The sequence below is a fragment of the Colwellia sp. TT2012 genome (assembly GCF_001440345.1).
Taxonomy (GTDB): Bacteria; Pseudomonadota; Gammaproteobacteria; order Enterobacterales; family Alteromonadaceae; genus Colwellia.
Genome location: NZ_LJYX01000002.1, coordinates 16,537 through 37,960 on the forward strand (window position 1 = coordinate 16,537; position 21,424 = coordinate 37,960).

Consider the following 21,424-nt stretch of genomic DNA (forward strand, 5'->3'; position numbering starts at 1 on the left):
ATTTAACATAGCCTATAGGTGGAGGGGCTCATGATGAGCGCGTGGTTATAAGGTAAGGCGAAGAAGCTGCAAGCTGATTATGTTGGTTATAGCTAGATTTAACATAGCCTATAGGGTGGGGGGCTCATGATGAGCGCGTGGTTATAAGGTAAGGCGAAGAAGCTGTAAGCGGATTACGTTGGTTAAACCTCTGAAATAAGGGGCTTTAATAAGAAATATACAAAGCTGTTACATATTATGTAACAGCTTTTTTGCTGCGCTTTAACTTGGCTATGTTATATATGTTATATATGTTAGAGCATGCTAGGGAACTCTAATGGCTTTTAGTGTTCTACATTTACCAGAAGATGGTTAATAGCATTAAGTATTATATATGGAGATTGCCCTTGTTGTTTAAGAAAAAAAGAGTGTTTAGCCTGCTTACTACCCTTGTCTGTGTAACGTCTTTAACTACGTTTGCTAGCAAGTCGTTCGCCATTGATTTTAATGAAGTTATTATTAATACTCCCTATAAACTCACGCAAGAAATTATTGCCGCCGATGTACTGGCAGGTAAAGGTAAGGAGCTAATTACTTTTTCTGTCGATGAACAGAGTAATCGTTGGTTAATAATTTACCAACTAGATAGTGAAGCTAATCAGTATGTGGTCGCGGAAAAAACCATCATACCGAAACAGTTTTATCGCTTTGATTTAAGTGAATTACACGCAGAGAAAAAACAACAGCTCTACTTCCTTTCTGCTGATTTATTAAGCCTTTATCAAAATCAGCAGTTTAAGCCCCTAGCAAATATTGAGTCGTTATACATTCAAGAGCAAGCCGATTACCTCAGTCGCGGCGATTTTATTCAAGATCTAAATAATGATGCTTTTGCTGATGTAATTATTGCCGACTTTAATAACACCCATATTCTTATTGGTCAGGAAAAGGGTGGCTTTATTAGCCAAGTACTGCCGATAAAGCCTGAAGTTCGGGTGTTTTCATCAGGTGCCAGTTATAGCCAAGCAAAGCTGTATTTTAGTGATGTAAACTTCGATGGCAAAGTTGATATTTTACTGATCGGTGATGGTGAAATGATTATTTATCTGCAAACGGAACAGAGTATGTTTGCTAGCACGGCAGTTCACTTAACCATTAATGCAGCGATCAGTGGTACTGAATGGTGGAATAAGCGCGATGAAAGTGGTGAGCAACTTGACCAAAGTAATTTGGAATACCGAAAATTAGAGCAGCTGCGTGATGTTAATGCCGATGGTATTGTCGATATGGTGGTGCGTTATACTAAGGCTTCAGGTGTACTCGACCGCGTTAATGATTATGAAATATTCCTCGGTCGGAACAGTAACGGCGAATTAAGTTATGCTCAAACTCCCGACAGTGTTATTCATGCCGAAGGTACACTGACAGGTTTAGAGTTTGTCGATATTGATAGTGATGACAAACTTGAGGTTTTACTCGCTGGCTTTGATATCGGCCTATCGCAAATTATCGGTGCCTTAATCACGGGCAGTATTGACCAAGATGTTTATGTATTTAAAATGAATGCAGAAGATAAATTCCCAACAAAACCAACGATTAAAAAAGGTGTTGAACTGACTTTTAGTTTAAGCTCAGGGCAAACTGGTAGTGCGGTAGTTAAGTTGGCAGACTTAAATGGTGATGGCCTAAAAGAGCTTATTTTGTCAGATGATGATGATGAGTTGAAAATATACCTAGGTATAAAAGCGAGCAAGAATAACAAATCATTTAAAAAACGCAGTGTTAGCTATAGCACTCAGTTACCTAAAGATGGCAAACGGGTCATGGTTGAAGATTTAAATGGTGATGGTAAAGATGATTTACTAATGAAATTCTCTCGCCTTGATGGTGAAGATAAGGCTAAAGAGTTTAAAGTACTCTTTTCAAAGTAACTTATACCCGTTACCATTCAAAGTGCTCGATTTCAGTGGGAATTAAAAGGGCTTTAGGCAAGGGAAATAATTGAAGCATAGTCATTCTATGGTTTAATTAGTTAACGCGGTATAAAGTCATTTTAAACCCATCGAAGAAGCGTTTGAGCAACATCACTTCATCGTTGCTGTAACTCATAATGACGCTGCATGGATGCAGCTTGTTAGAGAATGCAGACGGTACAGGAAGTACCTTATTAGATAATGCAGGAGCAATTATCCTGAGCATATTCTCCGGAACAACCATTATTTCATCACAGCGCCTTGAATTGAAATTGCTCAAGCACTCTGAAACATGCATCTTGAATGGTCACGGGTATATACCATAGCCCTGTAAGGCTAAAATAATACTGAGTTAACAATGAAACAGGCGATTTGTGGTTATCATCAAGATGAAGAAGACCATTGGGTAGCAGAGCTGGTTTGTGGACATTTTCAACATGTTAGGCACAAGCCGCCATTTATTAATCGACCTTGGGTTGTGTCATTACATGGACGGAAAAGCATGTTAGGGCAGTTACTAAAATGTAAAAAATGTGATGAGGGTGCAGCAAAAAATACCTGCTAACGGGTATATAGGTTATTACTTTGCTAAGCAATAACCTGAATTACCTTATCTATAAAGCGCTTGCTTTTAACCAAATAGAATCGGCAGCTTGATACCGGCCTTGTTGGCTATGAGCCTGTGCTAAAGCTTGCAAGTCTTGGCGATCATATTGCCTACCATAATCATCATCGGCTAGCTTTATCAGGCTACCAAAGGCTTTTTCTGCCATAGAATATTGCCCGCTCATCAAGGCTAAATGACCTAAACAACTTAACCATTTACCGCTATGAACATTTTTATGTAATTGTTTTTGCACAATAACAATCAGCTCGTCGGCTTGGGTAATAGGCAGGCTACGGATTTCCTTTAAAAACGCACTACTAGGTGATTTTTTTAATAGTGGCACTAGTAAGTTATTTATTGGCGCTATGATTTTGTTTTCGGCTAACACTTTGCAGTAAGCAAAAAGTACCGCTTCCTGTTGTTTAACCTTACGGCTAAGAGCCTGCCAATTATCAAACAAGGCTTTACTATTATGCTGGGTGATAATGTCATTAAAGCTACCGTAATAGGCTTGTCGTTGCCAAGCTTGAAGTACTCCATCGGTAATGGTCTTCTCTTTACGTGCTGCCGTTAAGTATTTTATCGCTTGGCTAAAGCGTTGCTCAATAATGCATAAATCAATTTCTAGCGCCAGTAAGCGAGCATCATGGCCAATCTGTTTATGGTGTTCATCAATTAAGCGGCGAGCTTTGCTGTAGGTTTCCGCTTTATCTTGATTCATTAATAATTTTATATTAACAATAATACTTGATAAACCTACATCTTGCAGCTTAACGGTTTCTTTTTCTAGCAATGCTAGGTAATGATTTGTATTGCTATCTAGGTTTAGTTTGGCTGCTGCAGAGGCGGCAAGTAGGTAAGCACTTTGTTTACGTTTTGATGGAATGGCACTCTTGGCGAATAGCGCTTCCGCTTGGCTATAGTCCTCTAACATATAAGCGGCCAGACCTTTGTTAAAGTTGGCGATGCCACGGCGTTGCCCGGCAAAAGCGAGCTTGTTCCAGGCACCAAAACTTAAATGTAAACCTCCGCGCAACAGCTTTAAGCTAATAATGAGGGCAATGAAGAGTAGTGTTAACATAATGCCGGCAGATAATACGGTTAATTCTATGGTGGTGTTACCCATAGCAATAAGAATGTAACCTTTTTCATCAATTAAAAAGGGGCTTATTGCCATTACGCTAAGAAAAAGGATTAAGGCAATGATAATGCGGATCATAACTGGCCTCCGCTCACGGGTTCATTTTCAACGGGTTTGTTTTCTTCGGGTGTTGGCGTTTGTCCTACCGACGGGGTTGATTTTTGCTCTAAAGGGGCATTTTTTAACTTAGGGCTTTGTGGCCGCGTAATTTTCTTAGTATCATCAAGCAAACGTTTTATTGCCGCTAATGAACGTAAATCACTGGGGTAGTCGTAATAGATAGTCTGCTGTTTTAGCTGCTCTATTGCTTGATAGAACTTTTGGTTTACCGGTAAACTCATATCAAAGAATTCATTTAGCCATTGTTGAATATCAAGCAAGGTTTGTTGATAAACTTCTTCCTTTTGTTCGCTGGCAGCCCATTGCACTAACTGTACTTTTAGACTTATATTTTGTTTTAAATGCTGCTGTTGCTCAGGAGCCATTAATGGCTCAACTTGTCCGGTTCTTCGGCGCACCGTGATAAAGTCGTTGAGAAACTTCTGCCAGGTTTTTGCGAGATTTTCTTGCCAATCACCGATATCATCGGACAAAGCAAGGTCTTCTTTGCTTGCATCGACCACGGCTGTTAGGTTCACGCTGGCTAGTGTTAATGTGGCTACCTGTTTGTTAAGTGCCATCAAGGTCAAAATGGCTTGCTGATTGTTCAGTGTTGGCATTAACGCCAAGTTTTCAATATCTTCATTAATTAATGCCCGCACAGGTAGGAACTTTGGCTGATTTAATTCTTCTAGGCGATTGTCAGCATCACGCAGCAAGCCGATAGCGGCTTTAGTGTCACGCTCTAGCCACATAGTACGCGCGGCCACACGCACTAAGTATTCTGCTTCATGTATTAACCAATCACTGGGCTGGCGCTGAGTCACTTGCTGTTCTAACTGGTTAATTTGAGCCGCTAATCGCTGCACCTGGCTGTCATGTTCAATATGTACTTGCTGAGCACTTTGTTGTGATTGGCTATTTGCACTATGCTGTTGTTGCAATTGCTGGTTAAACTCTGCGCTTAAGCTGCTCTTTAGTTGAGCTTGGCTTTGTTGTAGCGCTTGGCTATTTTTTTGGCTTAGTGCTAGAAATTGCGCGCTAGTTTGTTGCTGTTGCCAAGTATAATGGCCAAGTGAAGTAAAAATACTTATCGTGGCAAGTACCAAAGCAATAGTCGCGGCTTTATTCGATGATTTTTTCTGCTCAGATTTTTTCTGGTTAGTGTCAGCGTTATCATGCTTTGGTGTAGGAGCCAGCGAGTTTCTTTTAGCGTTACTGTCAGATGATGTTTTAGCGGCCTCTTGCTGCTCGGTGCTGCTATTAGCCGATAGTTTGTTGTTAGAGACTTCTTTATCCGACATAATTCTATATTCCATCGTTATTTATTTTATAAATAGGCTTACGAACCAGAGAGTGTTTGTAAGGTATCACTAAGTATTTGGGAGCTTGCACTATGGGTATTCAGTACCCGTGTTAAACCTAAGGCTTGGGCATTTTTTTCAATACGATCACTGACTACTAACCACAAACACTGGCATTGCCAATAATTATCCGCGTTATCGGTAGTGCTGACTAAGTATTTTACTAAGGCTAATAATATATCGTTACTGGTAACGACAATACAGTTAATTTGTTGTGCTCGCCATTGCTCGGCAATATTTATCGGTAATGTTCGCCATACACGTAGGTAACTTTCGACATAACTCACGTTAGCACCACGTTGCCTTAAACAATCGGCAATATGTTCTCGCCCACCATTACCACGAATTATGACGACTTTTTTACCGGTAACCTGTGCTAATTGCGGTAGCTTAAGTATACCTTCACTGTGCTCTTGCTGAGGTGGTGGCGATATAACGCTAGTAATACCTATTGCCTGTAGCGCTTTTTTGGTGGCATGACCAACCGCAAAAAATCTTTGGCATACCTTGTTATTTAGCGGGTAGCTGGCGTGAGTAAATTCAACGGCGGCAACACTAACAAAGATCAGTATATCGGCGTGTGCTAGCGCTGTGCTGATATCGTTAGCACTGGCGTTACTTTGATAGTCAAATAAGGGTTGGCTGGTGTTGGCTATGCCTTGTTGGTTAAGTAATAAGGCAAGTTGTTGAGCTTTAGCCTTAGGTCTAGTGATTAAGACCTTAAGCGGTTTACCTAAGGTAAGTAAAGACGGCTCTGGTGTAGGTGTCTCAAGTGCTATCACTTGAGAGCTATGTTCGGCAGACTTAGGTGTTTTCGGCATTACTTTCTGCATACACTTGCTGTAAGATTTTATCGGCACCTCGATTAAGTAATTCTTGCGCCAGTTTATTGCCGAGTGCTTCAGCTTCTGCAACCGGGCCAGTAATTTCACTTTTAATTATTTCACTGCCATCAACAGCACCCACTAAACCACGTAAGTAAAGTTCTTTACCATCTGCAGAGATAACACCATAGCTGCCAATAGGTACCTGGCAGCCACCTTGTAAGGCTCTGTTCATCGCACGTTCGGCTAAAACACGTATACGAGTGGTGCTACATTCTAAGGGTGCCAACAAGGCTTTAATGGTTTCATCATCATTGCGACACTCAATGCCAACAGCGCCTTGGCCATTTGCTGGTAGCATGACTTCTGGTTCGATAAATTCTGCAATACGCTCAGGCATAGCTAAGCGAATTAGCCCGGCAGCGGCTAAAATGATGGCATCGTATTCACCGTCATCTAATTTTCTTAAGCGGGTGTTTACATTGCCACGTAAATCACGAACATCTAAATCTGGGCGGCTGGCTTTTAATTGACACTGGCGGCGTAAGCTTGACGTACCGACAATGGCGCCTTGTGGTAAATCGCTTAATGACTTGATGGTATTAGAAACAAAAGCATCACGGGGATCTTCACGAGGACAAATCACTGTTAAGCCTAAGCCATCAGGAAAATCTACCGGTACATCTTTCATAGAATGGACCGCAATATCAGCACGATTTTCAAGTATTGCCACTTCAAGCTCTTTAACAAATAAGCCTTTACCACCAACCTTGGCTAAAGGCGTGTCTAAAATGATATCGCCCTTGGTGGTCATAGGTACTAATTCAACGTTAATACCGGCATGAAAATGCTCAAGTTGAGCTTTAACATATTCAGCTTGCCATAAGGCGAGAGCGCTTTTGCGTGTGGCAATACGAACTGTAGTGTTAGTCATTCTATTTATCCAAATATATAATGGTTACTGAGCTGAAAGCGTTAATTCAGTTTCAGCTTGTATGCTTACCGCTTTTGATAAAAACTGCCAAAATTCATCACCACTGCGTTTATCTATCCAACTATTGTTGTTAAAGACAAAGTGGTGACCGTTGAATTTTGTTGCTACCCATATTTCATGTAAGGGCGCTTGTTTGTTTATGATCACTTTGCTGGTATCTAGAAAAGTTAGCGTTAATAATCCGCCAACACCTTCGTAATCTATATCGACACCAGAGTCTTCGACAGCTTCTTCTATAGCGAGAAGAAGTTCATCAGTGAGCAAGTTGTATTGGCTATCGTTCATTGCCTATCCTTTAACTATCATTATTTTTCTAAGTGAGTATTATTGTTGATAAGCATGTGAGTATAATAGCAATCAGACCAAATAAATATAGATACAGAGCGGTTAAGTTCAGCTAATAACCTTGATTTAAACGACTTTTATGGCAAAAACCATCATGAGTACCAATAGACCCCGTTACTTACATCGTAATTTAAACTTCAAAACAATTTTACTGACTTTTATCGCCGCCATTTTTTTATCTGCTTGTGGTATTAAAGGTGATTTGTATCAAGCACCTGAGCAAGGCAATGAAGCAAGTAACGAAACAGGTAATGTGGCCGAGCAGGCTGATAAAAGCCAAGAAAAATCAGTAACAGCGTCTGATGAGTCAAAAAAAAAGCAATCCGTGCAGTCGCCAATAAAGTTGCTAGTTATTCCCTCCGTAAAACCGTCAACAGACCCAGTTAAAGAGTAGCCCTAATGTTAGTCAATTTTTCTAAAATGCATGGTTTAGGTAATGACTTTCTAGTGCTTGATAATGTCACGCAAAACGTTTTTTTATCACCCGAACAAATCGCTAAAATTGCTGACAGAAACTTCGGTATTGGTTTTGACCAACTATTAGTTGTTGAACCGCCCTATGATCCCGATTTAGATTTTCATTACCGTATTTATAATGCTGATGGTAGTGAGGTCGGGCAGTGTGGTAACGGCGCTCGCTGTTTTGCAAAGTTTGTCCGGATGAAAGGCTTGTGTAATAAACATAAGATTAAAGTTTCTACCAGTACAGGCAAGATGAATCTATATATAGAGCGTGATGGTAATATTTCCGTCACTATGCCTGTGCCACAATTTGAGCCGAGTAAAATTCCTTTTAATGCCAAGAAAATGGAAGGCACTTATATTATACGCAGTGAAAGTGAAACTGTTTTATGTGGTGCTGTGTCTATGGGTAATCCACATTGTGTCGTTACCGTTGATAGTGTCGCGGAAGCGCCTGTGGCATCACTTGGCAAAGAATTATCAACCCATGAGCGTTTCCCTAAAGATGCCAATGTTGGTTTTATGGAAATAGTATCACCGAATTATATTAAATTAAGAGTCTATGAACGTGGCGCAGCAGAAACCTTAGCTTGTGGTAGTGGTGCCTGTGCGGCCGTTGTTATTGGTTATATGCAGAAAAAACTAGCCAAACAAGTAACCGTAGAGCTGCCAGGTGGTAAATTACGCATATTTTGGCAAGGACCGGGTCACCCGGTGAAGATGTCAGGGCCCGCAACTCACGTATTTGATGGCCAAATATCTATATGATACTTTTCCCCAACCCTATTAGCGATAGCATGCAATGAAAGAAGAAACCAGTAAAATGAAGGATGTACAACAAGGTATCAATAGTGAAGATCTGCCATTAACGGATGAGTTAGTGGTCAGTTACTTACAAGATAACCCCGAGTTTTTTAATCGTCATAATAGTTTAATGACCAGCTTACGTTTAATCGATGAGCAACGTGGTACTGTCTCTTTAGTTGAACGCCAACAACAGCTACTTCGTCAAAAAATGCATGGTTTAGAAGATGAAATTACTCAGTTAATGTCGGTTGCTAATCAGAATGAGCAGTTATTTGTGCTCTATAGTGATCTCTATTTACGTTTACTTGATTGTAAGTCAGCGGACGAATTACTCGATTGTATACATCAAGCAATTACTGAGTTTTTATCGCTATCATCGTTCAAATTGTGGTTAATTCCTGCTAATAATACCGCACTGACTCACCACAGCTTATCAACAAATGATTGTGCTGGCGTAATGCAAAATCGTTTAAGTAAGGATGAATACTATTTTGGTCGCTTGCAAGAAAGTGAACAAACACTCATCTTCTCAGAAGCGTGTTCAGGCTCAGTGGTATTGATTAAGCTAACTCATGAAGAACAAGTACTTGGTTTTATGGCTATTAGTAGTGCTGATGCCCACCATTTTGACCCACGAATGGATACCTTATTACTAAATCAATTCAAACGGCTAGTGGCAAAATTGTTACAACAACAGTTAGCACTGTAGTACTCGCTTTTACTAAATCAATTCAAACGGCTGCTTACCGAGTAAATGGCAAAATTATTACAACAACAGTTAGCACTGTAAATATTTTAAGTATTATCAGGGTTATGTAAGACTATGCGATTTTACCGACGATTAACCACGATTAAGGCCATCAGTTTTGATTTAGATGACACCTTATACAATAACCGCCCAGTAATGTTGGCCATTGAAAAGCAAATGCTGCATTATTTTACTGAAAAGTTTGCCCTGTTAGTACCTGAGTTAGTCTCTGAACTAAAGCCGATTTTTAATCGACGTTTCTGGGCACCATATCGTCAACAAGCAATTGCAGCTACACCTGAGCTTGGCCATGATGTTGTTAGAGTTCGTTATGAGACTTATCGTTTAGGTTTGCTGGCACATAATGTCTCGGCAGAAGAAGCGGTACAAGAAGCACAAGCGGGCTTAGATTTTTTTATTAGCTTACGTAGTGATTTTACTGTACCGAAAGCGAGCCATGAATTATTAGCAAGTTTAAGTAAAGAGTTTCCTTTGGTGGCCATCAGTAACGGCAATGTAAATACCAAAACCTTGGGTATTGCTCACTACTTTCAACACATTTACCATGCGGGTTTTCAAAACTGTATGAATCATGATGAAAGTGGGCACTTGCTAAGGCAGAAGCCTGCGGCAGATATGTTTACTTTGGTCTGTGAGCAGTTAGCCATTCCAGCGGAGCAGTTACTGCATGTCGGTGATTGTGGCTTTGCAGATATTTATGGTGCGTTAAATGCGGGTTGTCAAACTGCTTGGTTACCGCAATATGGTGTTGGTAAAAAATTACAGCAATTACCTCATATTGAATTGACCCAAGTAAGCGAATTGTCACAACTTCTACTTAAAAAACCATCAGTGCTATAACTTTTTCATATCTAAACCCGTGCAGCTGCTATTACGCTTTTTCCTCCATCAGCGTAAGAATCATTCGCTTTGAGTGGTGGCAATGTTACTGAGATCACGGATAACATGGCCGCCTTTTATATCTTTAAAGTTCCATCAGTTGGTGTTTTTTAACGGTATAAAAATAGGATGCAAAACCCCAAAAACCATCGCTTTGATAAATAAAGAAGTAGCCTCTACCTTTATTAAAACGAATATCCCTTAGTGCATCGCTAATAAGTAACTTTATTTCATAAGCACTCTTATCTTGTAAATTCATTTTTATTGAACATGGGCACCCTTAGAATTAAAAAGTAATACTTGTTGGAGTATGCATCATAGCTTTGAAAACAAAGCGCAGTTAAATGGTCTATTACCTTGTTTTATATCTCATTTATTCTTATTGTTTTGTATTCACTCCTTGGATAATAAAATTAATGTAGTGAAATTGACTAGGAGTAATGAGCTATATTGTGCTTTAAGGGTACTGTAAAAATAAACAGCAGAGCACAACAACTAGTTTTAAATAGTGATATACTTTTGTCTATTATTTAGCGCCACTATCTACTTCATTAGATAATGCCACCGCAAGAAAGGTTTTAACCCTATGGACGTTTCAGAATTACTCGACTCTCTTAATGATAAGCAGCGTGAAGTTGTTGCTGCCCCTAAGCAAAATATGCTTGTTTTGGCTGGCGCAGGTAGTGGTAAAACTCGAGTATTAGTGCAGCGCATTGCCTGGTTAATACAAGTAGAAAAAGTTTCATCACACAGTATATTGGCGGTAACCTTTACCAATAAGGCGGCGGCAGAAATGCGTGCTCGTGTTGAACAGGTAGTGGCTGGTAATACTCATGGTATGTGGATTGGCACCTTTCACGGTTTAGCACATCGTTTGTTACGTATGCATTTTCAAGAAGCCAAGTTACCGCAAAGCTTTCAAGTATTAGACAGCGATGATCAATTACGCCTAATCAAAAGAATCGTTAGGTCACTAGAACTTGATGAGAAAAAATGGCCGCCTAAGCAATTTGTTTGGTATATCAATGGTAAAAAAGATGAAGGTTTACGTCCTAAGCATATAGATGCCCAATTTGACCCCACCGAAGAGTTATTTGTTAAAGTGTATAAAGCTTATCAAGAAACTTGTGACCGCGCCGGCTTAGTCGATTTTGCGGAATTATTATTGCGTGCTCATGAATTATGGTTGGAAAACCCTGCGTTGTTAGAACATTACCAACAGCGCTTCGGTCATATTTTGGTAGATGAATTTCAAGATACCAACGCCATTCAATATGCTTGGCTTACCATGTTAGGTAAAGCTCGCAGCAAGGTAATGATTGTTGGAGATGATGATCAATCTATTTATGGCTGGCGTGGCGCAAAAATAGAAAACATTGAACGATTTTTAAAAGAGTATGATGATACTAAAACGATTCGACTCGAACAAAACTACCGCTCCACCGCCAATATTTTGCAAGCAGCGAACCAATTAATTAGCAACAATAATAATCGCATGGGCAAAAAGTTGTGGACCGATGGTGAGGCTGGCGAAAAAATCTCAATTTATACCGCTTTTAATGAAATTGATGAAGCGCGTTTTATCGCCGGTCGTATTAAACAATGGCGTGATGACGGTGGCAAACTGGATGAAATAGCCATTTTGTATCGCTCTAATGCGCAATCTCGTTTACTTGAGGAAGCTCTATTACAAGGACAATTACCTTATCGTATCTATGGTGGTCAACGATTCTTTGAACGACAAGAAATCAAAGACGCCCTTGCTTATCTGCGCCTTATCAATAACCGTGATGATGATGCCGCCTTTGAGCGTGTTATTAATACGCCAACCCGTGGCATTGGTAATCAAACCTTATCGTTAATTAGAGATGCCGCCCGTGGCATGGAAGTAACGCTGTGGCAAGCTTGTCAGCATATGTTGCAAGCAGAGCAACTAAAAGGCAGAGGTGCTAAAACCATAACCGCCTTTATCCAGCTTATTGAGCAATTAGAAGATGATACCGAGAATTTAGATTTAGATCAGCAAGCGAATTTTATCATTAATAATAGTGGTTTAAAGGCTATGTACCAGGCAGAAAAAGGTGAGCGGGCTGCCCAACGTATAGAAAACTTAAATGAGCTGGTTACCGCCTGCCAAACTTTTGAAAGTGATCCTGAGTTAGTCGAAGAGCAAAGCCCATTAACCGCTTTTCTCACTCATGCGGCATTAGAGTCAGGTGAGTCACAAGCCGATGAATTTGAAGCCGCCGTACAGTTAATGACCATGCATTCAGCTAAAGGGTTAGAGTTTCCTCTGGTGTTTATTGCGGGACTTGAAGAAGGCATGTTCCCATCACAAAAATCGGTTGAAGAAATAGGGCGTTTAGAAGAAGAACGTCGTTTGTGTTATGTCGGCATGACACGAGCAATGCGTAAGCTATACTTATGTCATGCTGAAAGTCGTCGTTTATATGGGCAAGAAAAACACCATAAAGCTAGTCGTTTCTTACGTGAATTACCTGAAGAGTGTATTGAAGAAATTCGTATGCAGGCGCAAGTAAAACGACCGAGTAAAGTGGGTAGATTCTCCAATACCTTTACCCTTGAAACCTTTGAAAATACAGGTTTTAAGTTGGGCCAGCTGGTTAAACATGCTAAGTTTGGTGAAGGGGTAGTACTTAACTATGAAGGTAGTGGTGCCCAGTCGCGTATTCAGGTGAATTTTGCCGATGTTGGTAGTAAATGGCTAGTGGTGGAGTATGCCAATTTAGAAACAGCCTAAGTTCAGCAGTGAACCTAACGTCCATAGAGTAGCCGATTTAAAATTCGAAGGTGTGGTGATGTCGAAAAGATTATTAGTGGTAGAAGACAGTAAACCGATAGCAACCGTTATCAAACAAATAGCCCGTTCATTAAAATTTGAGGTGGTTATAGCCACCACCTTGGCTGAAGTAGAAGATATTTTATCTGCCGATACTGACTTTTTTGCCGCGACCATAGATTATGCGCTACCTGATGCGCTCGATGGTGAAGCCATATCCTGTGTATTGTCTCATGGTATTCCGGGTATAGTAATGACAGGTAAAATGGATGATGAAACTCGGCAGAAAATATTATCTCAGCCGGTAATTGATTATATTCCCAAAGAGAATAGCCAAGCCTTTTTGTATTTAAAGCGCGTTTTACATTGGCAGCTAACCAATGATCAAAATACCATTTTAGTGGTGGATGACTCCTCGGCAGCGCGTAATCATATTGTTGAATTATTAAAACGTCGTAATTTTACTGTGGTAACCGCTAATAATGGTGTTCAGGCATTAGAGAAACTAGCTCAACACAAAAATATTAAAATGGTGATAACCGATTTAGAAATGCCGGAAATGGATGGTATCGAACTGACCAATGAAATTCGCCGTATTTATACACGTGAGCAATTAGCGGTAATAGGTATCTCTGGCGCGACAAGCGGCATTCATTCCGCGCGTTTTATAAAAAATGGCGCTGATGATTTTTTACGGAAACCCTTTTGCCCGGAAGAATTTTATTGTCGTATTACCCAAAATATTGAGAGTTTGAATAACATTGCCAAAATTCAACATGCCGCCAATACGGATTATTTAACCGATCTTGCCAACCGTCGTGCTTTTGTCCGCGCTGCTGAATTGCGCATTAAAGAATATATCCAGAAAAAAGTACCTTACTGTTTAGCTATGATAGATATCGACTTCTTTAAGAAGGTTAATGATAGCTACGGTCATGATGCGGGTGATCAGGTATTAAAAGTGATTGCACTTTATATGCGTAAACACTTTAGTGCAGGGCTAACAGCTCGTTTGGGTGGTGAGGAGTTTGCGGTATTATTACACGGCATTGATGTCGATAATTTGTATAACAGGTTAGACGACTTTAGACGCGAAATTTCCGTGTCGACTATTCCTGTCGGTGATATACCTATATCCATTACGTTAAGCCTTGGCGTGATTTTTGACAGCCAAGACGAGTTCGCTAAGCAAATGAATGAAGCCGATAATGCCTTATATTTAGCAAAAGAAAATGGTCGTAATCAAGTGGTTATCTCAGGTGCTGAACTCGAAGACTAACTTGCTACCTTAAAATAATACATAAAAGAGTGCTTATCACTGCTGAGGATAAGCGCTTTTTTTTCGCCTACTTTTACGCGCGTTTTCTTAACGAGTCTAAGGTATAGAGTGCTAATGCCGCCCAAATGAAAATAAAGGTGATCAGCTCAGCACTTTTCATGGTTTCTTGATAATAAAAAGTCGCCAATAAAAACATAATACTTGGCCCTAAATATTGGAAAAAACCTAAGCTTGACAGTGTTAACCTTTTTGCTGCGATAGTAAATAATAATAATGGTGCTGTGGTTACCAGGCCTGCCATGATCAAAGTAAAATTCAAACTAGAGCTATTTAACGCCATATTACTGGTACTGCTGTCAACAAAGAAAAACCAATAAATCAGGGCTATCGGTAGCATTAACAACGACTCAATAAATAAACCAATGAATGAATTAACCGGCAGTTTCTTTCTTATTAAGCCATAAATGGCAAAAGTACTGGCCAAGGCGAGTGAAATCATTGGCAGAGTACCTAAGGCAATCAGCTGCACTAATACACCCGTCAGGGCTAAACCTACCGCTATTAATTGATTACGCCGTAAACGTTCATGAAAAAATATCATGCCAAGGACAACATTAAAGAGTGGGTTAATGTAGTAACCTAAACTGGCATCGAGCAAGTGGTTATTATTAATTGCCCAAATAAACAGAAACCAATTTACCGCCAGAAAGCTAGCTGATAAAGACAGCAAGAGTAATATCTTTGGCTGACGGAAAACAGTAACGAGCTGTGACCATTTTTTCATCACGACAATCATCACTAGCAAAAATAAAGCTGACCAAATAACCCGATGCATTAATATTTCACCGGGCTCAATTTCGTTGAGTAATTTAAAATATATTGGCGCAAAACCCCACAGTAGGTATGCGCTTAAGGCACTTAAGGCGCCGTTACGGCTGCTATTGGCTTCAAGTTGATCAGTGGTTGCTGTACTCATGAGTTAATCATTCCAGGGCAAGCTATAGGAAAGGCGGAATAATAACATGACCTTAAGCTGTGTAAGTACTAAAAGTTCAGTACTTATTCTTAGCGGTGTAAACTTGTTAATACGAGGAACGGTAAGCTGGCTATACAGCCATAATACTCACCATGGGTTTTTAGTATGGCAGCGAAAATTATGTTCAAAGTGGATTTTTTATTAATAGTGTGGCCTTAAAAATAGGGGGGGGTAAAGAGCATTAATTCTGCATTTTTAGGTAACTTAGCTATAAATATCAATAAGATCGCCGCTGAGTTAAAAATATATTTTTCTGTACTAGGTTTTCACTGCATCGCTGAGTTAAAATAGCTTTATTACTCCTTCGAAAATTAGTCGACACCTTCTTGAATTCCTCAGTAGCCACAGCCAATACAGCAACCAGTGCAGTAGATAAGGCCTTATTGCTCGAAACCTTAAAACACTATTTTGGCTATGAAAGTTTTCGTACCGGTCAAATCGAGATTATTAATAATTTATTGCAAGGGCGAGATTCTCTGGTATTAATGCCTACCGGCGGGGGTAAATCGCTGTGTTATCAATTACCAGCGGTGTTGTTGCCAGGGGTTACTATTGTTGTTTCGCCTTTAATTGCCTTGATGAAAGATCAAGTAGATGGCTTAACTCACCAAGGCATATCGGCGGCGTTTATTAACTCTAGCCTAGAGCAAAGCGAGATCAGTGATATTTTTGCTCGCTTAGGGCGAGGTGAAATTAAGTTACTGTATGTGGCGCCGGAACGTTTAACTAATTACTACTTCCTACAAAGCTTAAGGCAATTGCCCTTAAGTTTATTTGCTATTGATGAAGCACACTGTATTTCTCAATGGGGCCATGATTTTAGGCCAGCTTATACCAAGCTACAATGTTTAAAACAAAATTTTCCTACGGTACCTGTGATGGCATTAACCGCTACGGCGGATGTCACCACCCGCAAAGATATTTTGCACCAGCTGGCACTGCCAAACCCCTATATTCATCTTGATAGTTTTGACCGTCCCAATATCCGTTTTACTTTAGCGCCTAAATATAATGGCGAAAAGCAGTTGCTGGGTTATATCAAAAAGAAAGGCGAAGATAGCGGCATTATTTATTGTAACAGTCGTTGGCAAGTAGACAAACTGACTAAGTATTTAGCGGCTAGCGGTATAAATTGTGCTGCTTACCATGCCGGTTTAGAGAATGAAATCCGTACCATAGTGCAAGAAGGGTTTACTAAAGATAACATTCAGATAGTGATAGCTACCGTTGCCTTTGGCCTAGGTATTAATAAACCTAATGTCCGTTATGTTATACATTTTGAGCCACCACGTTCCTTGGAATCTTATTATCAAGAAATAGGTCGCGCTGGGCGTGATGGTTTAGACGCAGAAGCCTTATTTTTGGTTGATGAAAAAGATGTCGCCCGCATTAAGAAACGTATTAGTGAGGGCGATAACCCCGAGCGAGTAAATGTTGAAATGCAGCGCTTTGCTGCCATGAATGCTTTTATTGACGCACAAACCTGTCGTCGACAAGTGGTACTGAATTATTTTGCTGAATATACCGAAAAAGGCTGTGGTAACTGCGATATTTGTTTAGACCCACCGAGTCAATTTGATGGCACCATAGAAGCACAGAAAGTGCTTTCTTGTGTTTATCGTATCAAACAACAAGGTGATATTAGTCATGTCATTGCTGTATTACGCGGCGAACTCAGCGATAAAATCAAACAGTTAGCGCACGATAAAGTCTCTACCTTTGGTTTGGGCAAGGGTAAAACAGCCGGTTATTGGTATTCAATTATTGGTCAACTAATACACTTAGGTTATTTGCAGCAAGATATCGAGCAACAATCTATTTTATGTTTAACACAGGCCTCTGGTGTAGTGTTGAAAGGACAAGAGCCGCTGATGTTAGCGAGCCCACGTTTACAAAAAGCGAGCTACTGGCAACAAAAAAGCCCACAAAAAAGTTATGATCGGGCTTTATTCGCTAAATTACGTGAGTTACGTAAAGCCATTGCTGATGGTGAAGATATTGCGCCCTTTATTGTCTTTAATGATGCCACCTTATCTGAATTGGCACGGGTAAAACCAAAAACTTTAAGGGACATGCTGAGTATCAGTGGTATAGGTGAAGTGAAATTATCCCGTTATGGTCAACCATTTTTGGCCTTGATTAAGGAACATGGCTAAACAGTCCCTTGATTACTTGAAGTATGTATGAATAAATTTGTAGTAAGCCCGTTACCATTTTCTTTATTGGGTATCTTGTTAGTTTCTCTATTCGCCATAGCGTCTTTTAGCCTGAGTTCGATAGAATATTTAACCGCAGATAAAAAAGCCACTGAACTTAACTAAGTTAGTGGCTTGGTCGTTAACATGAAAAAACTGAGCGAAGCCAGGATAAAAAGGCTAATTTATACTAATTCCCCCCGATACCCGTTTAAAGCAAGTATATTTAATCTTTCTTTGCTGCTTCAGTTTGTTCTGTTGCTTTATCTTGAGCTTGCTCTTTTTTCTCATCATGGCCTTCTCCACCACAACCACCACAACAACCCATAATTTACTCCAGTTATTTAATTGAATTAATTTAATTGGTATTAATTAGACTTGGTGGCATAGTAGCTGAGTAATTTACTCAGCTACTTGATCGAGATCAGCTTTACTCATATAAGATAGAGGTTAATTTAAATCTTTATTAACCTCTAAACCTCATGATTTAGGTAATGAGGTAAAACCCATGTTGAACAAGGTAAAGGCATAGATATCCGCATACTGCTCAATCGTTTTAGATACCGGAGTACCGGCACCATGACCGGCATTGGTTTCAATACGGATAAGCATTGGGGCATTGCCTGCTTGTTTGGCTTGTAACTCAGCAGCGAACTTAAATGAATGTGCCGGCACTACACGGTCATCGTGATCGCCCGTTGTTATCATAGTTGCAGGGTAGCTAACACCGGCTTTAACATTGTGAACTGGCGAGTAGCCTTGTAAGTAGCTAAACATTTCTTTACTTTGTTCACTGGTGCCATAGTCATAAGCCCAACCTGCACCCGAAGTGAAGGTATGGTATCTCAGCATATCTAATACACCAACGGCGGGTAAAGCTACTTTCATTAGATCAGGACGTTGTGTCATCACAGCACCAACTAATAAACCGCCATTAGAGCCACCATTAATGGCTAAGTAATTACTAGAAGTATAATTTTTCTCAATTAAGTACTCAGCAGCAGCAATAAAGTCATCAAAAACATTTTGTTTGTCTAACTTGATACCAGCTTTATGCCACTTCTTACCGTATTCACCGCCGCCACGTAAGTTAGCAACAGCATAAATACCACCTTGCTCTAGCCATACCGCACGAGCAACACTAAATCGTGGCGTTAAACTAATATTGAAACCACCATAACCATATAAAATAGTCGGATTTTTACCATTCAGTTCAATACCTTTTTTATAGGTAATGATCATAGGTATTTGTGTGCCATCTTTTGATGGATAGAATACTTGTTTTGATTCATAAGCATTACTGTCAAATTTAGCGCCTGACTTACGGTAAACGTCACTATTGCCATTATCTATATTGTAGCTATAGATGGTACCTGGCGTTTTGTAGTTGCTAAATGAGTAATATAAGATACTTTCGTCTTTGTCACCTTCTAAGGCAGAAGTACTACCAATACCGGGTAAGTTGATTTCACGCACTTGTTTACCTTGATAATCGTATTGGTAAACTTTCGAAATAGCATCAACCATATACTCAGTAAAGAAGTAACCGCCACCCGTAGATGCGCTTAATACGTATTTAGTTTCGGCAATAAAATCAGTCCAGTTTTTACTTGCTGGTGCGCTCGCATTTACCGTGACAATTTTCTTATTTGGCGCCTTTAGATTTGTCACTAAAAATAGCTTATCACCCTCATTTTCAAGTAGATAAGTATCGGCATCAAAGTTATCGGTAATGGTTACTAATGGGCTATTTGGCTTAGTTAAGTCTTTAATATAAAGATCGTTACCTGAGGTTGAAATTGCACCTGAGATAAGTAAGAAACGGTTATCTTCGGTGACAGTACCGCCAACGTAACGACGTTTTTGTTCGGCAGTATTGCCAAAAATAATTTTATCGTCTTTTTGTGGTTGACCTAATACATGGTAATAAAGTTTATGTTGATCGGTTTTTGCCGATAACTCACTGCCTTCTGGTTTATCATAACTTGAGTAGTAAAAGCCTTCATTTTTAAACCATGAGATGCCAGAAAATTTAACGTCAACCAGTGGCGCTTCTAACACTTGCTTAGTTTCAACATCAATAATGATAATTTTACGCCAATCACTACCACCTTCAGAAATAGCATAAGCGGCAATTGAACCATCTTTTGAGAAGCTAAGCTGTCCCATCGAAGTGGTGCCGTCTTCACTGAACGTATTGGGATCTAAAAATACTTCCGCTGTGCCACCGTCTTTTTGACGATAAACCACATACTGGTTTTGCAAGCCATCATTTTTATAAAAATAGGTATAGTTACCTTCTTTAAAAGGTGCGCCCACTTTTTCGTAGTTCCATAATTCAGCTAAACGAGACTTTAGTTGGTCGCGATAGGGAATTTGCGCTAAGTAATCAAAAGTTACTTTGTTTTCTGCTTTAACCCAAGCCGCGGTTTCTTCGCTACGATCATCTTCTAACCAACGATATGGGTCAGCAACTTCTGTACCAAAGTAATTATCAACAACATCACCTTTAGGGGCTACAGGGTAACTGATTTTTTGTACTTGAGTGGAAGTCATCGTGTCTGACGACTGTCCTACACTGTTGCCAGTACAACCGGCTAATACACTAGTGACCAAGATACTAGTCACAAAAAGGCTTTGTTTGTTCATTTGAGTCTCGCTTGTTGCAGTGAGTATTATGCAGCTACTAGTATTTACCTAGTACTTAGCAGCATATTGACATTTATTTTACAAATCGTAAGCAGTGTAGCAGAAGAAGGTTTAGCTAAACTATGGCTTGCCCCATTGAGTGCTGAGGTAAGCGGCAGTATTTTGTTACAGAGTATGACTAACTATTTGTCGGGGGTGAAATTAGCGCATAATTGGCTAAATTTAAGCTATGTTAATGAATACTGTAACCTTCTCATGGTTGGTAATTAGGTACTCATCAACATAGCTTAGTGCCGCTCTTGGCATTAATAACGGTTTCTTAGTTCAGGGATATCGGTATGGTATTGTACAAACTCTACTTCATAACCATCAGCATCTAGAAAATAGATGTTCTCTCTATACTTATCAGGGGTGCCGTCTTTATGGATAGGGAAACCAGCTTGGGTTATCCGCGCTATGGTACCTTTTAAGTCACTGGTAACATAAGCAAAATGCGCTAAACCTACCTGATGGCCGGTTAAGTCTCTATTGTCACCAACACCATTATCGGCAAAGGCGATATATTGATAGTCATCACCAAAGTGTAACCAATTTCTTGGTTTGCCAGACCACTCACCTTTATCACCACCACGTACATGCCAGTGAGGAAAAGCGGCTCGGTAAAAAGCTAAACTTTTTTCTATATCACTGACCACTAAGTTAATGTGTTCTAAGGTAATCATAATTGCTCTCCGTTACCTATTTTGTAGGTATATTTTTAATAAGTGTAGTCGTTTTATGCCTGGTATTTTTTCTCAATCCGCCAAGGCGGATTTAAACGATTTTCTCCTGCCCAATAGAGTTTTATGTTATTGCCACTAGGGTCAACTAGGCTTGCTTCGCGCCACAGGTAGGACTGATCTGTTGGTAACTGTTCAAATTGAATGCCTCGTTGTTGAACCTCTGCAACCCAGGCATCTAATTCTTCATGCTCAAAGTAGATAGTGGTGCCGTTACTCAGCTTATTGTGAGTATTGGTCTGAGTATTTGTTTCGGCTAAGCTTAATGAAAATGTAGCACCTTTATCGGGGCAGGCGAAGCGCGCATAATGTGGTGTATCTACAATTTGTAGGAAGCCTAAACGGCGATAAAACTCAGTACTTTCGCCCATATTCATAACAGTAAGGGTAACTTGATTCAAATTCATTATAACTCCTTGTTGATTTACTTTAGTCTGACGATT

At 39.9% G+C, this 21,424-nt stretch carries 20 protein-coding genes; 10 read left to right on the forward strand and 10 right to left on the reverse strand.

Features of this window, described 5'->3' with window-relative positions; all coding sequences use genetic code 11:
• Positions 1–407 precede the first annotated feature (407 nt).
• Together ASU03_RS00100 and ASU03_RS00105 are read left to right on the forward strand one after the other, a co-directional pair.
• Positions 408–1,910: an FG-GAP repeat domain-containing protein gene (locus tag ASU03_RS00100; protein ID WP_231731445.1), complete on the forward strand. Its 1,503-nt coding sequence runs from the start codon at positions 408–410 to the stop codon at positions 1,908–1,910.
• A 400-nt stretch (positions 1,911–2,310) separates the two neighbouring features.
• Positions 2,311–2,517, forward strand: coding sequence for a DUF3565 domain-containing protein (locus ASU03_RS00105; protein ID WP_057829885.1), 207 nt, complete (start codon positions 2,311–2,313; stop codon positions 2,515–2,517).
• 49 nt (positions 2,518–2,566) lie between these two features.
• On the opposite strand, the gene ASU03_RS00110 is transcribed toward ASU03_RS00105, so the two are convergent.
• Genes ASU03_RS00110 through cyaY form a run of 5 tightly spaced genes read right to left on the reverse strand, consistent with a single transcriptional unit; the run spans position 2,567 to position 7,266 of the window.
• Positions 2,567–3,778: a heme biosynthesis HemY N-terminal domain-containing protein gene (locus ASU03_RS00110; protein WP_057829886.1), complete on the reverse strand. Its 1,212-nt coding sequence runs from the start codon at positions 3,776–3,778 to the stop codon at positions 2,567–2,569.
• Positions 3,775–5,103, reverse strand: coding sequence for a uroporphyrinogen-III C-methyltransferase (locus ASU03_RS00115; RefSeq protein ID WP_082627069.1), 1,329 nt, complete (start codon positions 5,101–5,103; stop codon positions 3,775–3,777). Before ASU03_RS00115 ends, ASU03_RS00110 begins: the two co-directional genes overlap by 4 nt.
• 38 nt (positions 5,104–5,141) lie before the next feature.
• A complete protein-coding gene (locus tag ASU03_RS00120; RefSeq protein WP_231731446.1) occupies positions 5,142–5,996 on the reverse strand; it encodes a uroporphyrinogen-III synthase in 855 nt (284 codons plus the stop codon).
• The gene (gene hemC / locus ASU03_RS00125) at positions 5,968–6,921 is read right to left on the reverse strand and encodes a hydroxymethylbilane synthase (protein ID WP_057179186.1); all 954 of its coding nucleotides are present in this window, start codon (positions 6,919–6,921) and stop codon (positions 5,968–5,970) included. Before hemC ends, ASU03_RS00120 begins: the two co-directional genes overlap by 29 nt.
• 24 nt (positions 6,922–6,945) lie before the next feature.
• Positions 6,946–7,266 (reverse strand): iron donor protein CyaY, encoded by a 321-nt coding sequence (gene cyaY, locus ASU03_RS00130; RefSeq protein WP_057829889.1) that lies wholly within the window; start codon positions 7,264–7,266, stop codon positions 6,946–6,948.
• A 154-nt stretch (positions 7,267–7,420) separates the two neighbouring features.
• Here cyaY and lptM point away from each other — a divergent pair, with 154 nt between their 5' ends.
• The 4 genes from lptM (at position 7,421) to ASU03_RS00150 (ending at position 10,204) form a co-directional block, all read left to right on the forward strand.
• Positions 7,421–7,720 carry an LPS translocon maturation chaperone LptM gene (lptM, locus tag ASU03_RS00135; protein ID WP_231731447.1) on the forward strand — a complete coding sequence of 100 codons (300 nt, stop codon included), beginning with the start codon at positions 7,421–7,423 and terminating at the stop codon, positions 7,718–7,720.
• A gap of 5 nt (positions 7,721–7,725) precedes the next feature.
• A complete protein-coding gene (dapF, locus tag ASU03_RS00140) occupies positions 7,726–8,556 on the forward strand; it encodes a diaminopimelate epimerase (RefSeq protein ID WP_057829891.1) in 831 nt (276 codons plus the stop codon).
• A 34-nt stretch (positions 8,557–8,590) separates the two neighbouring features.
• Positions 8,591–9,304, forward strand: coding sequence for a DUF484 family protein (locus ASU03_RS00145; protein WP_231731448.1), 714 nt, complete (start codon positions 8,591–8,593; stop codon positions 9,302–9,304).
• 114 nt (positions 9,305–9,418) lie between these two features.
• The gene (locus ASU03_RS00150) at positions 9,419–10,204 is read left to right on the forward strand and encodes an HAD-IA family hydrolase (protein ID WP_057829892.1); all 786 of its coding nucleotides are present in this window, start codon (positions 9,419–9,421) and stop codon (positions 10,202–10,204) included.
• A 124-nt stretch (positions 10,205–10,328) separates the two neighbouring features.
• Here ASU03_RS00150 and ASU03_RS20500 read toward each other — a convergent pair whose 3' ends face one another.
• Complete coding sequence (locus tag ASU03_RS20500; protein ID WP_157465771.1) at positions 10,329–10,502, reverse strand: cache domain-containing protein; 174 nt, start codon at positions 10,500–10,502, stop codon at positions 10,329–10,331.
• 327 nt (positions 10,503–10,829) lie between these two features.
• Between ASU03_RS20500 and uvrD the strand changes: the two genes are divergently transcribed.
• Entirely contained in the window at positions 10,830–13,004 is a 2,175-nt protein-coding gene (gene uvrD / locus ASU03_RS00155; protein ID WP_057829893.1) for a DNA helicase II, read from the forward strand.
• A 58-nt stretch (positions 13,005–13,062) separates the two neighbouring features.
• Entirely contained in the window at positions 13,063–14,322 is a 1,260-nt protein-coding gene (locus tag ASU03_RS00160; RefSeq protein ID WP_057829894.1) for a diguanylate cyclase, read from the forward strand.
• A 73-nt stretch (positions 14,323–14,395) separates the two neighbouring features.
• Here ASU03_RS00160 and rarD read toward each other — a convergent pair whose 3' ends face one another.
• Entirely contained in the window at positions 14,396–15,298 is a 903-nt protein-coding gene (gene rarD, locus ASU03_RS00165) for an EamA family transporter RarD (protein ID WP_057829895.1), read from the reverse strand.
• A gap of 386 nt (positions 15,299–15,684) precedes the next feature.
• Here rarD and recQ point away from each other — a divergent pair, with 386 nt between their 5' ends.
• Both recQ and ASU03_RS20505 read left to right on the forward strand, forming a co-directional pair.
• Positions 15,685–17,514: a DNA helicase RecQ gene (gene recQ, locus ASU03_RS00170; protein WP_082627070.1), complete on the forward strand. Its 1,830-nt coding sequence runs from the start codon at positions 15,685–15,687 to the stop codon at positions 17,512–17,514.
• A gap of 27 nt (positions 17,515–17,541) precedes the next feature.
• The gene (locus ASU03_RS20505; RefSeq protein WP_157465772.1) at positions 17,542–17,679 is read left to right on the forward strand and encodes a hypothetical protein; all 138 of its coding nucleotides are present in this window, start codon (positions 17,542–17,544) and stop codon (positions 17,677–17,679) included.
• Positions 17,680–18,033: 354 nt separating this feature from the next.
• Here the strand turns inward: ASU03_RS20505 and ASU03_RS00175 are convergent, their stop codons facing one another.
• The 3 genes from ASU03_RS00175 to ASU03_RS00190 form a co-directional block, all read right to left on the reverse strand.
• Positions 18,034–20,202, reverse strand: a complete 2,169-nt coding sequence (locus ASU03_RS00175; protein ID WP_082627071.1) for a prolyl oligopeptidase family serine peptidase — start codon at positions 20,200–20,202, stop codon at positions 18,034–18,036.
• Between the two features lie 305 nt (positions 20,203–20,507).
• Positions 20,508–20,924 carry a VOC family protein gene (locus ASU03_RS00185; protein WP_057829897.1) on the reverse strand — a complete coding sequence of 139 codons (417 nt, stop codon included), beginning with the start codon at positions 20,922–20,924 and terminating at the stop codon, positions 20,508–20,510.
• A gap of 53 nt (positions 20,925–20,977) precedes the next feature.
• On the reverse strand, positions 20,978–21,388 hold the full coding sequence (locus ASU03_RS00190) for a VOC family protein (protein WP_057829898.1): 411 nt from the start codon (positions 21,386–21,388) through the stop codon (positions 20,978–20,980).
• Between the last annotated feature and the right edge of the window lie 36 nt (positions 21,389–21,424).